We start from the raw sequence: 12,479 nt of genomic DNA, 5'->3' as shown, positions 1-12,479 counted from the left end.
CGCTCCTCGCCATAGCCAGCTATGACTCGTCGCGGCGCCTTGCCTGACAACAACAGTCACTCGTCAAAAGAGGAACATTATTGGTGAGACAGGACACATCTACCAAATCAGAGGGAAATGCCATGGGAATCATCGGAACCATCTTTATCGGCTTGATTGTCGGCCTGCTGGCGCGGTTCCTCAAACCGGGCGATGACAGCATGGGCTGGATCATGACCATCCTGCTCGGTATCGGCGGTTCGCTGGCGGCCACTTACGGCGGTCAAGCCCTGGGCATCTATCAGGCTGGCCAGGGCGCAGGCTTCATCGGTGCACTGGTAGGCGCCGTTGTGTTGCTGGTGATCTACGGACTGATCAAAAAGAACTGAACCAAGTGACAAAGTCCTCTCGGCCGCACAAGCCGGGAGGGCTAGAATGCTCGGCGTTTCCTGATCCTTCCTATACCGAGCTCCTTCATGCGCCGTCTTCTGCTGACTCTACTTTTATTGGGAACGGGCCTTGCCCATGCCGGCGAACTGCCGGAAACCGACTGGCTCGAACTGATGCCCAAGTCGGACCAGAAGGCCCTCGAGGCCATGCCTGAAATCGACCACAACTCCCCTGAAGCCAATGGCACTTTCACCGACAAGGGTGGGATGAAGCAGGCCAAAGGCTTGCCGGCGGTGATGTACTCGACCAAGACCGTTGCGTCGATGAACGACAAGAATATCCGCATTGGCGGTTACCCGGTGCCGCTGGAGTCCGACGCCAAGGGCCGCAGTACGTTGTTCTTCCTGGTGCCGTACCCGGGCGCCTGCATCCACGTGCCACCACCGCCACCCAATCAACTGGTGCTGGTGCGCTATCCCAAGGGCCTGAAGCTGAACGATATCTACACGCCGCTGTGGGTTACTGGCACGCTGAAAGTCGAGAAGGTCAGCAATGACTTGGCCGATGCGGCGTATGCGCTGGATGCGCAGACGGTGCGGGTAGTGAAAGAGTCGGATCTTTAAGGACAGCACCAAACCAATGTGGGAGCGAGCTCGCTCCCACAGGGATTTATTGCGTTTGTTAGAGCGGCTTGCTACCGACGCTCACACCCAGGGTGTGGCTTGCCCCTGGTTTCAGGTTCACCACATCGCCCATCACGTTCGCCGTCTCGATGCACAGAATGTGCTGCCAGCCATCGTCGGCCATGTCGCTGAACGCGGCGGCGCGGTCGATCCATGGGTTCCAGATCACCGCGGTGCGCGAGCCAATGCTGGTCAGTTCGATGCGTCGCTCCCAAGCTGGATCGACGATGCTCAACTGCGACGGGACGTCCAGGTAGATGCGATCTGTCTCGCCGGTAAAACGCAAATCACCGGTCTGGGTAACGGTTTTCCAGTTGTCCAGCGTTTCGATGTAGCTCAGGCCATCCACACCTTCGACATGCACTTCGCGCACATCGCTGACGGCAAAGTAACTGTGCAGCGCCTGACTGATGCTGACGGTTTGAGCGCCCCGGTTGTGGCTGATCAGATGGATGTGCAATTGCTCGTCGAGGCGAATGCTCAGCGTCAAATCCACCTGGTGCGGCCAGCCGGGAAAGCCGCCTTCGGGGTAGGGCAGGAGGAATTCGACCTTCAGGCTTTCGCCTTCGGCTTCGATGCCGCCCAGTTCCCAATCCATCGCTCGCACGAAGCCGTGAGCCGACGGCGCTTCATTGCTGGTGCGCATCGCCTGCACGCTTTGCGGGTTGCGTTCAAAGTTGCCGAACCACGGCCAGCACACAGGGACGCCGGCACGGATGCTTTTCCCGGTCTTGAACACAGCCTCGTCGTTGAGCCAGATCAGCGGCGGCTGGCCGGCCAGTTGATAGCTGAGGATGTGCGCGCCTTGCTGGGCCACCAGTAATTCGGCCTGACCGTGACGGATGCGCCAGCAGTTCAGTTCATCCAGCTTTACGGCTTCAACATTGGGCGTGCTCATGGGACAGCTCTCGATCAGTAACGTGGACGACTATCGACCGCAAAACGGCTGCTAGGTTTAGAAGCTCTTTCAGCGAGCCCGAGGCGGAACCGAACGGGTGCGGCCGCTGCCGTCGATGGCAACGAACACAAACACCGCTTCGGTTACTTTACGCCACTCGCTGGACAGTGGATCGTCGCTCCAGACCTCGACCATCATCTTGATCGAGCTGCGACCGATTTCCAGGGCCTGGGTATAAAAGGAGAGCTGAGCGCCCACCGCCACCGGAACCAGAAAGGCCATGCGGTCGATTGCAACGGTGGCAACGCGTCCACCGGCGACCTTGCTGGCCATCGCGGTACCTGCCAAATCCATCTGCGCCACCAGCCAGCCACCGAAGATATCGCCAAAGCCGTTGGTTTCGCGAGGAAGCGCGGTGATTTGCAGGGCCAGGTCGCCTTGCGGGATCGGATCTTCTTGTTCGAGCTCTATCATTCCGGGGGTGCCTCTGACCCGTGACTCTTCGTTGGTATTGCTGGTGGTAGCCGTCTTCGGGAAAAACGATTCAGCACCGAACATACTACGTTCGTCACGTTTTCCATAAGGCGCCTAAAGGGAAACTCTGCGAAATCGCCTATGAACCTGACAGGCGTTTTCGCACAGCAACCCCTCAAAAACCGGAGCAAGGTTTGAGTATATCGGTCGGTAGACTCCGCGACGACCGTCCGGTTCTCATTTTGACTGTCAAAAACGCACCTCTATGTGCTTTTTCGAACAATTTGCTATCGTGCCGGACCTGCCCAAACCTCAGCCAGCGTTGTTGAGGTTGCAGATCCGACTATAAGAGAAGCCCTTGCCATGACCACAGCGCCCTCGAGCATCGCGCAGCCAGACCAACCCGCACGTCCGCTGACCCGCAACGACTACAAGACTCTATCGCTGTCGGCCCTGGGCGGCGCGCTGGAGTTCTACGATTTCATCATCTTCGTGTTCTTCGCCACGGTGGTGGGCAAGTTGTTCTTTCCGGCGGACATGCCCGAGTGGCTACGCCTGATGCAGACCTTCGGCATCTTCGCCGCTGGCTACCTGGCGCGGCCGCTGGGCGGCATCGTGATGGCGCACTTCGGCGACCTGCTGGGCCGCAAGAAAATGTTCACCCTGAGCATTTTCATGATGGCGGTGCCGACCCTGATCATGGGCTTGCTGCCGACTTATGCGCAGATCGGCATGTGGGCGCCGATCCTGCTGTTGCTGATGCGGGTGATCCAGGGCGCGGCCATTGGCGGTGAAGTGCCGGGGGCGTGGGTCTTCGTTTCCGAACACGTTCCGCAGCGGCATGTCGGCTACGCCTGCGGCACCCTGACCAGCGGCCTGACGGCGGGCATCTTGCTCGGTTCGCTGGTGGCCACGGCGATCAACAGCCTCTATACCTCGGTGGAAGTAGCGGATTACGCCTGGCGCATTCCGTTCCTGCTGGGGGGCGTGTTCGGTCTGTTCTCGGTGTACCTGCGTCGCTGGCTGCACGAAACCCCGGTGTTCGCCGAGCTGCAACAGCGCAAGGCCCTGGCCGAGGAAGTGCCGTTGCGCGCGGTGCTGCGTGACCATCGTGGTGCCATCGCCATTTCGATGCTGCTGACCTGGCTGCTGTCGGCCGCCATCGTGGTGTTGATCCTGATGACCCCGACCGTTTTGCAGACGGTCTATCACTTCTCGCCAACCACGTCCCTGCAGGCGAACAGCGTGGCGATCGTGTTCCTGAGTTTTGGTTGCATCATTGCCGGCGCACTGGCCGACCGCTTCGGTGCGGGACGAGTCTTCGTGATCGGCTGTACCGCGTTGCTGGCCAGTTCCTGGACCTTCTACCACAGCCTGGCAGACCATCCCGACTGGCTGTTCCCGATGTATGCCGTGACCGGTCTGCTGGTCGGCACCATCGGCGCGGTGCCGTATGTGATGGTCAAGGCCTTCCCGCCGGTGGTGCGTTTCAGCGGCTTGTCGTTCTCGTACAACGTGGCCTACGCGATTTTCGGTGGTCTGACGCCGATGATCGTCAGCCTGTTGCTTAAGGAAAGTGCGATGGGGCCTGCTTATTATGTGGCGGTGCTGTGTGGGGTGGGGATTCTGGTCGGCGCCTGGCTATGGAAGAAAGGCCGTTGATCCGTTAGTAGTGGCAACGGTTGCGCGCTGCGTTCCCGGCTAAATCCCGCCAATTCCTACATTTACAGTTACAACTGAAAGGCCAGCCTTCCGAGTGGAATACTGGCCTTTCATCCAATTGTCATATTTCAGCCATAGAGTGTTCACACGGCCTGCTGATACTTGGCCCCGAATAACACACCCTATCTGCTAGGAGTAAGGCATGAAACTGAAGCGTTTGATGGCGGCAATGACTTTTGTCGCTGCTGGCGTTGCGACTGCCAACGCGGTTGCCGCTGTTGACCCTGCTATCCCGAGCTACACCAAGACCACTGGTGTGTCGGGCAACCTGTCCAGCGTTGGTTCCGATACCCTGGCCAACCTCATGACCCTCTGGGCTGAGAACTACAAAAAAGAATACCCGAACGTAAACATCCAGATTCAGGCCGCTGGCTCCGCCACTGCGCCACCTGCGCTGACTGAAGGCACCTCCAACCTGGGCCCGATGAGCCGCAAGATGAAGGACACCGAACTGGCTGCCTTCGAGCAGAAGTACGGCTACAAACCAACCGCTATCCCGGTTGCCGTGGACGCCCTGGCTGTATTCGTACACAAGGACAACCCGATCCAGCACCTGACCATGGAACAGGTTGACGCGATCTTCTCGTCCACTCGTCTGTGCGGCGCTAAAACCGAAGTCAAAACCTGGGGTGACCTGGGCGTGACCGGCGACCTGGCCAACAAGCCGGTTCAACTGTTCGGTCGTAACTCGGTATCCGGCACTTATGGCTACTTCAAAGAAGAAGCCCTGTGCAAAGGCGACTACAAGCCAAACGTGAACGAGCAACCAGGTTCGGCTTCGGTCGTTCAGTCGATCAGCTCCTCGCTGAACGGCATCGGTTACTCGGGCATCGGTTACAAGACCGCTAGCGTGAAAACCGTTGCTCTGTCCAAGAAGGGCAGCACCGAGTTCATCGAAGACACCGAAGAAAACGCCCTGAACGGCAAGTACCCGCTGTCCCGCTTCCTGTACGTATACGTGAACAAAGCCCCGAACAAGCCTCTGGCCCCGCTGGAAGCCGAGTTCGTGAAACTGGTTCTGTCGAAACAGGGTCAGGAAGTTGTAGTGAAAGACGGTTACATCCCACTGCCGGCCAAAGTAGCTGCCAAAGCTCTGGCTGACCTGGGCCTCGCGGAAGGTGGCGCTGAAGTCGCAAAAAAGTAACAAATTGAGTCTAGAGTGAATCCCTCTGGACTCACATGGGGGCGGCAGGAGCCGCCCCCATACACCTCAAATTCTCTATCCGCTGCTGGTTACCGCTAGCGGCGGATTTGTTGCGTCACTGCATTGTCATCTTTCTGTCATACAGGATCGCTAGGGTGTGCGCATGAATGATCTGGCCAATTCCAACATGACTACTAATCCCCCCAAGCGAATTGATTTCAATACGCCTGAGCTCCAACGCAAGCGCCGCATTCGCGCGCTCAAAGATCGTCTGACCCGCTGGTACGTCCTCGTTGGCGGCCTCGCTGTACTGGGCGCGATCACCTTGATCTTCTTCTTCCTTGCCTACGTCGTCGCGCCCCTGTTCCAGGGTGCCAGCCTGACCGCCAAGGACGCCATCACGCCAGCCTGGATGCAAGAAGCCGGCAAACCGCTGATGATCTCCCTGGAAGAACAGAACCAGGTTGCGATGCGGGTTTCCGACAAGGGCCAGGCATTGTTCTTCGACATCGACAGTGGCGCCGAACTCAAGCGCGTCGATTTGTTGATCCCGGCCGGCACCACCGTGACCTCCATCGCTGAAGACCAGCCAGGTCACCCGCTGGTGGCAGTGGGTCTGTCCAACGGCCAGGCCCTGGTGTTCCGCCACACCTATAAAGTCAGCTACCCGGAAGGCAAGAAAACCATCACCCCGGCCATCGAGTACCCGTACGGCGAAGCGCCAATCGCGGTCAACGAAGCCGGCGGTGCGCTGGAGCACGTCAGCCTCAACGCCAACGACTCGACCCTGATGCTGGTTGGCGCCACCGGTTCACAACTCAATGTTCTGTCGCTGACCAGCGAAGAGAACATGATGACCGGCGAAGTCACCAACGAGCAGAAACGCATCGAACTGCCGCAGATGAACGAGCCGGTGAAGAACATCTTCGTCGACCCGCGGCAGCAGTGGCTGTACGTGATCAACGGTCGTGCCCAGGCCGACGTGTTCAGCCTGCGCGACAAGAGCCTCAACGGTCGCTACAAACTGCTTGATGACGGTGAAGCGCAAGTCACCGCCAGCACCCAACTGGTGGGCGGCATCTCGCTGATCATCGGTGACTCCAAAGGTGGTCTGGCCCAGTGGTTCATGGCGCGCGACCCCGATGGCGAGCAACGCCTGAAGCAGATCCGCACCTTCCAGATGGGCACCACGCCTATCGTTGAAATCACTGCCGAAGAACGCCGCAAGGGCTTCGTTGCCCTCGACGCTTCCGGCAAGCTTGGCGTGTTCCACAGCACTGCCCACCGCACCTTGCTGGTGGAGCCGGTTGCTGAAGGCCAGGGCGTTTTCGGTCTGTCGCCTCGCGCCAACCGCGTGATCGTGGAAGCCAGCGGCAAGTTGCACCCGCTGCTGCTCGACAACCCGCACCCGGAAGTCTCGTGGAGCGCACTGTGGAGCAAGGTCTGGTACGAAAACTACGACGAGCCTAAATACGTCTGGCAATCGACCGCCGCCAACACCGACTTCGAACCGAAACTGAGCCTGTCGCCGCTGACCTTCGGTACCTTGAAAGCCGCGTTCTACGCCATGCTGCTGGCCGCACCCCTGGCCGTCGCCGCTGCAATCTACACCGCGTACTTCATGGCCCCGGGCATGCGCCGCAAGGTCAAGCCGGTGATCGAGCTGATGGAAGCGATGCCGACGGTGATCCTCGGTTTCTTCGCCGGTCTGTTCCTCGCACCTTATGTCGAAGGGCACTTGCCGGGGATCTTCAGCCTGCTGATGTTGTTGCCGATCGGCATCCTGGTCGCCGGTTTCACCTTCAGCCGCCTGCCTGAGTCAATCCGCCTGAAAGTCCCGGATGGCTGGGAAAGTGCGCTGCTGATTCCGGTGATCCTGTTTGTGGGCTGGCTGTCGCTGTACATGAGCCCGTTCATGGAGAACTGGTTCTTCGGTGGTGACATGCGCATGTGGATCTCCCACGACCTGGGCATCACCTACGACCAGCGCAACGCCCTGGTGGTCGGCCTGGCCATGGGCTTCGCGGTCATCCCGAACATCTACTCCATCGCCGAAGACGCCGTGTTCAGCGTGCCTCGCGGCCTGACCCTGGGCTCCCTGGCCCTCGGTGCCACGCCATGGCAGACCATGACCCGCGTGGTGATCCTCACCGCGAGCCCGGGCATCTTCTCGGCGCTGATGATCGGCATGGGTCGTGCGGTCGGTGAAACCATGATCGTGTTGATGGCCACCGGTAACACCCCGGTCATGGAAATGAACCTGTTCGAAGGCTTGCGCACCCTGGCAGCCAACGTTGCAGTGGAAATGCCCGAATCGGAAGTCGGCGGCAGCCACTACCGCGTGCTGTTCCTCTCGGCGCTGGTGCTGCTGTTGTTCACCTTCGTCATGAACACCCTCGCAGAACTGATCCGTCAGCGTCTGCGCAAGAAATACTCGTCGCTTTAAGAAAGGTAGAAGTCTGTGAAACAGAACTCCCTGAATGGATGGTTCAAGAGCGGCGCCCCCGGCGTCTGGATCAGCGGTGGCGCGGTGTCCATCGCGGTCATCATGACCATTGGCCTGCTGGCAGTGATTGCCGTGCGCGGCCTGGGTCACTTCTGGCCGGCGGATCTGATCCACGCCAGCTACGACGTACCGGGCCAGGGCCAGCACCTGGTCATCGGTGAAGTGGTACAGAAGGAAGAAGTACCCCGTGCCCGTCTGAAGAGCGCTGGTCTGCCAGTGCCTGACGAAGGCCCGGAGTTCATGACCCGCGAGCTGATCAAGGTCGGCAACCGTGACCTGAACGGCAACGACTTCACCTGGATCGTCGGCGAGTGGCTGACCAACCAGACGACGCCGCCGGAGCTGATGGCCATTGAGCGTCGCGAGTGGGGCAACTTCTACGGTTACCTGGTCAACGTCAAACAGGATGGCAAAGTCATTGCTGAAGGCGAAGCCGCATGGCCTGAGCTGCAGGCCCGTGTCGACCGCGTCAACAAGCTGGCTGCACAGCTCAAGAACCTGGAAAAAACCGACATCGGCGCGATCAACGCCGGTCTCGAGCGCATCCGTTTGCACGGTCGCAAGCTTGAACTGGATGGCAAACTCGACGCCACTGCACAAGCGGATATGGAATCCGAGCGCGCCGAACTCAATGCTCGCTATCAGGATGTTGAAGCGCGCCTGAGCGATCTGCATGCGCAGTTCAACCGCGACAGCCTGACCGCCCGTGATGCGAACGGTAAGGAAATCGAAATAGGCATCGGCAAAGTGGTTCACGCCTATCAGCCGAACGCCATGAGCACGACGACCAAGATCGGTTTCTACTTCAGCAAGGTTTGGGAGTTCCTGAGCGACGACCCGCGTGAGGCGAACACCGAAGGCGGGATCTTCCCGGCCATCTTCGGCACCGTGATGATGACCCTGATCATGGCGATGATCGTGACCCCGTTCGGCGTGCTGGCGGCGGTGTACCTGCGTGAATACGCCAAGCAGAACGCGCTGACCCGGGTGATCCGCATCGCGGTGAACAACCTGGCCGGTGTTCCGGCCATCGTTTACGGCGTGTTCGGCCTGGGCTTCTTCGTCTACGTGCTGGGTGGCTCGCTTGACCGTCTGTTCTTCCCTGAAGCACTGCCGGCGCCGACTTTCGGCACACCGGGTCTGCTCTGGGCTTCGTTGACCCTGGCGCTGCTGGCGGTGCCGGTGGTGATTGTGGCCACCGAAGAAGGTCTGGCGCGGATTCCTCGCACCGTGCGCGAAGGCTCGTTGGCCCTCGGCGCGACCAAGGCTGAAACCTTGTGGAAGATCGTGCTGCCGATGGCCAGCCCGGCGATGATGACCGGCATGATCCTCGCCGTGGCGCGCGCCGCGGGTGAAGTGGCGCCGCTGATGCTGGTGGGTGTGGTGAAGCTGGCGCCGTCGCTGCCGGTGGACGGTAACTACCCGTACCTGCACCTGGACCAGAAGATCATGCACCTGGGCTTCCACATCTACGACGTCGGCTTCCAGAGCCCGAACGTCGAAGCCGCACGACCGCTGGTGTACGCCACGGCGCTGTTGCTGGTGCTGGTGATCGCCACGTTGAACCTGTCGGCGGTGTACATCCGTAACCACCTGCGCGAGAAGTACAAGGCGCTGGATAGTTAATTGGTCGGCGCGGACCTTGTGGGAGCGGGCTTGCTCGCGAAGCTTTTGGCGGCCGGGATGGCCACTTCGCGGGCAAGCCCGCTCCCACAGTAGAACGCGTCCAGCCGGACATTATTGGGCATGCCGCGAAGCGGCGTTCCGAACCGAATTTGTTAGCACAGGGAGCCTCCCATGCAGCACGAAGCACATACCCACGGCATCAACATGTCGGCGCTGGGTCGCGACAAGCAGAGTCTGAACCTCGAGCAGGAAACCGTAGCCATCGAAGTGCCGGGCCTGAGCCTGTTCTACGGCGAAAAACAAGCGCTGTACGACGTCAGCATGAACATCCCGAAACAGCGCGTGACCGCCTTCATCGGCCCGTCCGGCTGTGGCAAGTCGACGCTGCTGCGTACCTTCAACCGCATGAACGACCTGGTTGACGGCTGCCGCGTTGAAGGCGAAATCAACCTGTACGGCAGCAACATCTACCGCAAGGGCGAAGACGTGGCCGAGCTGCGTCGTCGCGTTGGCATGGTGTTCCAGAAGCCCAACCCGTTCCCGAAAACCATCTACGAAAACGTGGTCTACGGTCTGCGCATCCAGGGCATTAACAAGAAGCGCGTCCTCGACGAAGCCGTTGAGTGGGCGTTGAAAGGCGCGGCACTGTGGGACGAGGTCAAGGACCGTCTGCACGAGTCGGCACTGGGCCTGTCCGGTGGTCAGCAGCAGCGTCTGGTGATCGCCCGTACCATCGCCGTTGAACCGGAAGTGCTGCTGCTCGACGAACCGTGCTCGGCACTCGACCCGATCTCCACGCTGAAAGTCGAAGAGCTGATCTACGAACTGAAATCCAAGTTCACCATCGTGATCGTGACCCACAACATGCAACAGGCGGCGCGGGTGTCCGATTACACCGCGTTCATGTACATGGGCAAGCTGGTCGAGTTCGGCGACACCGATACCCTGTTCACCAATCCGGCGAAGAAGCAGACCGAAGACTACATCACCGGTCGCTATGGCTAGCAGCAGCCACGAGCCGCAAGCTTCAAGCGGCAAGTCAGAGCGGTTCGGGTACGACACACATCAGCTTGCAGCTTGTAGCTTGCAGCTCACAGCTTTTGCGGAGCAGACAACATGATTTCTAAGGAAGGCCTTACACACCACATCTCCCAGCAGTTCAACGCCGAACTGGAGGAAGTGCGCAGCCACCTCCTGGCCATGGGCGGGCTGGTTGAGAAGCAGGTCAACGACGCGGTGACCGCGCTGATCGAGGCCGACTCCGGCCTGGCCCAGCAGGTGCGCGAGATTGACGACCAGATCAACCAGATGGAACGCAACATCGACGAGGAATGCCTGCGCATTCTGGCCCGTCGTCAGCCGGCAGCGTCCGACCTGCGCCTGATCATCAGCATTTCCAAGTCGGTGATCGACCTGGAGCGCATCGGTGACGAAGCGACCAAGATCGCTCGTCGCGCCATCCAGCTGTGCGAAGAAGGCGAAGCGCCGCGTGGTTATGTGGAAGTGCGCCACATCGGTGACCAGGTGCGCAACATGGTCCGCGATGCACTGGACGCCTTCGCCCGTTTCGACGCCGAACTGGCTTTGTCGGTGGCGCAGTACGACAAGATCATCGACCGCGAATACAAGACCGCCCTGCGTGAACTGGCCACCTACATGATGGAAGATCCGCGTTCCATTTCGCGGGTTCTGAGCATTATCTGGGTGCTGCGTTCGCTGGAGCGTATCGGCGACCACGCGCGCAATATCTCGGAGCTGGTGATCTACCTGGTACGCGGCACCGACGTGCGGCACCTGGGGCTCAAGCGCATGAAGGAAGAAGTCGAAGGAACCAGTGGCGAAAGCGCTAATGTTCCGGGCAAAACTGACGATAAGTAAGGTTGCCCAAGTAAAGCGCCCGGCCTTTTGGCCGGGCGTTTTTGTTTGCGGCTTACGAATTCGAAAAGCAGCGCCCGCGAACGAAAAGTCCGGCGTGACTGAAGGTTTTTTGGCAATGTGCCATCAGCAAGGCGGTATGCTGGCCGGGATTTTTTAAAGGGGTGGTGGATGAGTAAGGTCAGTGTGTTGGTCGTGGACGACGCGTCGTTCATTCGTGACTTGGTGAAAAAGTGCCTGCGCAATTATTTCCCGGGTATGCGGATCGAAGACGCGATCAACGGCAGAAAGGCCCAGGCCATGCTGGCCAAGGAAGCCTTCGACCTGGTCCTGTGCGACTGGGAAATGCCGGAAATGTCTGGCCTGGAACTGCTGACCTGGTGCCGCGAGCAAGACAACCTCAAAACCATGCCCTTCGTGATGGTGACCAGCCGTGGCGACAAGGAGAACGTCGTCCAGGCGATCCAGGCCGGAGTTTCCGGTTACGTCAGCAAGCCGTTCACCAACGAGCAACTGCTCACCAAGGTCAAGCAGGCGCTGCACAAGGTCGGCAAACTCGATGCCTTGATCAACGTAGCCGCGACCAAAACGAGTCCGGCATTCGGTAACGACTCCCTCGCCGCCTTGACCAGTGGCAAGGCGCCCGTCGCCACGCCAACGGCCGCACCCGCACCCGCACCGTCCAAAGGCTTGCTCAACAACCCGCCGGTCAAGGCGCCTGCGGCCTCTTCGGCACCCACCAGTGGCCGTGGACAGGGTCAACTGCGTTTGCCGAACGGCATCGCGCAATGCGTGATCAAGGCCTTGAGTCTCAAGGAAGCCCTGTTGGTGGTCAAGCGTACCGAGACCCTGCCGCAGATCCTCGACAGCGCCGTGCTGGATCTGGAGCAGGGCGACAACGCCGAAGTCGCCCGCCTCAACGGCTATCTACACGCCGTCGTGGCCCACGAACCGAAGCCCGACAGCGACTGGCTGCAACTGACCTTCCGCTTTGTCGATCAGGACGCGCAGAAGCTCGATTACATTTCCCGCCTGATTGCGCGGGGTACGGCGCAGAAGCATTTCATTCCGGGCGCTTAATGTTGCAGGCCAGATAGTCCGCCATCGCGAGCAGGTCGGATCGCCGCACCGTCGCTCCCACATTGGAATACGTTTCCTTGTGGGAGCGGGCCTGCTCCGGGC

11 protein-coding genes are annotated in these 12,479 nt (G+C 59.9%); 9 read left to right on the top strand and 2 right to left on the bottom strand.

Features of this window, described 5'->3' with window-relative positions; translation table 11 throughout:
* Positions 1-122: 122 nt before the first annotated feature.
* Both AC1DVE_RS01325 and AC1DVE_RS01320 read left to right on the top strand, forming a co-directional pair.
* On the top strand, positions 123-368 hold the full coding sequence (locus tag AC1DVE_RS01325) for a GlsB/YeaQ/YmgE family stress response membrane protein (protein WP_008030708.1): 246 nt from the start codon (positions 123-125) through the stop codon (positions 366-368).
* An 87-nt stretch (positions 369-455) separates the two neighbouring features.
* Positions 456-992 (top strand): DUF3299 domain-containing protein, encoded by a 537-nt coding sequence (locus AC1DVE_RS01320; RefSeq protein WP_223455277.1) that lies wholly within the window; start codon positions 456-458, stop codon positions 990-992.
* Between the two features lie 58 nt (positions 993-1,050).
* On the opposite strand, the gene AC1DVE_RS01315 is transcribed toward AC1DVE_RS01320, so the two are convergent.
* The gene (locus AC1DVE_RS01315) at positions 1,051-1,950 is read right to left on the bottom strand and encodes a D-hexose-6-phosphate mutarotase (protein ID WP_223455279.1); all 900 of its coding nucleotides are present in this window, start codon (positions 1,948-1,950) and stop codon (positions 1,051-1,053) included.
* A 69-nt stretch (positions 1,951-2,019) separates the two neighbouring features.
* Complete coding sequence (locus tag AC1DVE_RS01310; protein ID WP_007942704.1) at positions 2,020-2,424, bottom strand: acyl-CoA thioesterase; 405 nt, start codon at positions 2,422-2,424, stop codon at positions 2,020-2,022.
* Between the two features lie 363 nt (positions 2,425-2,787).
* Here AC1DVE_RS01310 and AC1DVE_RS01305 point away from each other — a divergent pair, with 363 nt between their 5' ends.
* From AC1DVE_RS01305 to AC1DVE_RS01275, 7 genes are all read left to right on the top strand, one after another.
* Positions 2,788-4,086 (top strand): MFS transporter, encoded by a 1,299-nt coding sequence (locus AC1DVE_RS01305; protein WP_223455280.1) that lies wholly within the window; start codon positions 2,788-2,790, stop codon positions 4,084-4,086.
* A 202-nt stretch (positions 4,087-4,288) separates the two neighbouring features.
* On the top strand, positions 4,289-5,290 hold the full coding sequence (locus tag AC1DVE_RS01300; RefSeq protein ID WP_007992839.1) for a phosphate ABC transporter substrate-binding protein PstS: 1,002 nt from the start codon (positions 4,289-4,291) through the stop codon (positions 5,288-5,290).
* Positions 5,291-5,702: 412 nt separating this feature from the next.
* Positions 5,703-7,736: an ABC transporter permease subunit gene (locus tag AC1DVE_RS01295; protein WP_223455497.1), complete on the top strand. Its 2,034-nt coding sequence runs from the start codon at positions 5,703-5,705 to the stop codon at positions 7,734-7,736.
* A 15-nt stretch (positions 7,737-7,751) separates the two neighbouring features.
* Positions 7,752-9,422: a phosphate ABC transporter permease PstA gene (gene pstA / locus AC1DVE_RS01290; RefSeq protein ID WP_223455282.1), complete on the top strand. Its 1,671-nt coding sequence runs from the start codon at positions 7,752-7,754 to the stop codon at positions 9,420-9,422.
* Positions 9,423-9,593: 171 nt separating this feature from the next.
* On the top strand, positions 9,594-10,427 hold the full coding sequence (gene pstB, locus AC1DVE_RS01285; RefSeq protein WP_007995399.1) for a phosphate ABC transporter ATP-binding protein PstB: 834 nt from the start codon (positions 9,594-9,596) through the stop codon (positions 10,425-10,427).
* A gap of 111 nt (positions 10,428-10,538) precedes the next feature.
* Complete coding sequence (gene phoU / locus AC1DVE_RS01280; RefSeq protein ID WP_046038908.1) at positions 10,539-11,300, top strand: phosphate signaling complex protein PhoU; 762 nt, start codon at positions 10,539-10,541, stop codon at positions 11,298-11,300.
* A 168-nt stretch (positions 11,301-11,468) separates the two neighbouring features.
* A complete protein-coding gene (locus tag AC1DVE_RS01275; RefSeq protein WP_223543172.1) occupies positions 11,469-12,377 on the top strand; it encodes a response regulator in 909 nt (302 codons plus the stop codon).
* The last annotated feature ends 102 nt before the right edge of the window (positions 12,378-12,479 follow it).

The organism is Pseudomonas sp. P4_B4, assembly GCF_056402255.1.
This window is presented reverse-complemented; position numbering and strand designations above follow the sequence as displayed.

Bases quoted from the DNA above. Each gene is read 5' to 3' on its own strand.
- AC1DVE_RS01305 (WP_223455280.1), top strand. From the start codon at position 2,788: ATGACCACAGCGCCCTCGAGCATCGCGCAGCCAGACCAACCCGCACGT.
- AC1DVE_RS01320 (WP_223455277.1), top strand. From the start codon at position 456: ATGCGCCGTCTTCTGCTGACTCTACTTTTATTGGGAACGGGCCTTGCC.
- pstB (WP_007995399.1), top strand. From the start codon at position 9,594: ATGCAGCACGAAGCACATACCCACGGCATCAACATGTCGGCGCTGGGT.
- phoU (WP_046038908.1), top strand. From the start codon at position 10,539: ATGATTTCTAAGGAAGGCCTTACACACCACATCTCCCAGCAGTTCAAC.
- AC1DVE_RS01295 (WP_223455497.1), top strand. From the start codon at position 5,703: ATGCAAGAAGCCGGCAAACCGCTGATGATCTCCCTGGAAGAACAGAAC.
- AC1DVE_RS01275 (WP_223543172.1), top strand. From the start codon at position 11,469: ATGAGTAAGGTCAGTGTGTTGGTCGTGGACGACGCGTCGTTCATTCGT.
- AC1DVE_RS01315 (WP_223455279.1), bottom strand. From the start codon at position 1,950: ATGAGCACGCCCAATGTTGAAGCCGTAAAGCTGGATGAACTGAACTGC.
- AC1DVE_RS01310 (WP_007942704.1), bottom strand. From the start codon at position 2,424: ATGATAGAGCTCGAACAAGAAGATCCGATCCCGCAAGGCGACCTGGCC.
- AC1DVE_RS01325 (WP_008030708.1), top strand. From the start codon at position 123: ATGGGAATCATCGGAACCATCTTTATCGGCTTGATTGTCGGCCTGCTG.
- AC1DVE_RS01300 (WP_007992839.1), top strand. From the start codon at position 4,289: ATGAAACTGAAGCGTTTGATGGCGGCAATGACTTTTGTCGCTGCTGGC.